Genomic DNA, 567 nt, shown 5'->3' with positions numbered 1-567 from the left:
GTCGGGGCATGGCAGGCTTGCAGTTTGTTGGCGTAGGAACCTTTATTCTGCGAGCTTGCCTCTATCCTGCCAAATCTTCCTGTCATCAAACGTCAACAGGCCCTAGTGAAAATTGCACAGTATTGACCAGCAGTGAGAGATCCATGCCGCGGGTGATATCGACCAACAAGGCATAGGCGCCCAATATAAGGTGCAACGATAGGGCCGCCAGCAGGGCGTGCCGCCAGCGCTGCCGGGAGAACAAAATGCTCAGGTAGTCAGTGATGGACAATTCGCTGCCTCTTTGCACTTGGGCTTGGAGAGCGATTGTACTGAGTCGTCAGATAACTAGCGAATGGAAGAGCCTTGATGGCACGGTTTCAGCAAGTGGCGGGATTATGTGTTCCAGGTAATCCGCCTGGCAACGAGGATTTGATTGTAGTCAACGAGCGTCTTGCCTTTGCGCTGGATGGCGCAACAGGGCTAGTACTACAGTCGTAACTACAGCCGTGATCGTTCATGCATTGCCATCCGGGCTTGCTGCTGCCGACAGTGGCACTGCCAAGCCCGGTACTGGTGCTTTCGTCG

General features: G+C 54.3%; 1 protein-coding gene. It reads right to left on the bottom strand.

Annotation, left to right across the window (positions count from 1 at the left end; genetic code table 11):
• Nucleotides 1–85: 85 nt before the first annotated feature.
• Nucleotides 86–271 (bottom strand): hypothetical protein, encoded by a 186-nt coding sequence (locus ABD654_RS05595; protein WP_344703111.1) that lies wholly within the window; start codon nucleotides 269–271, stop codon nucleotides 86–88.
• Between the last annotated feature and the right edge of the window lie 296 nt (nucleotides 272–567).

The organism is Halomonas cibimaris (assembly GCF_039537045.1).
Taxonomy (GTDB): domain Bacteria; phylum Pseudomonadota; class Gammaproteobacteria; order Pseudomonadales; family Halomonadaceae; genus Vreelandella; species Vreelandella cibimaris.
The sequence above is the reverse complement of the archived record's forward strand: the minus strand, read 5'-3'. Positions and strand labels throughout refer to the sequence as shown.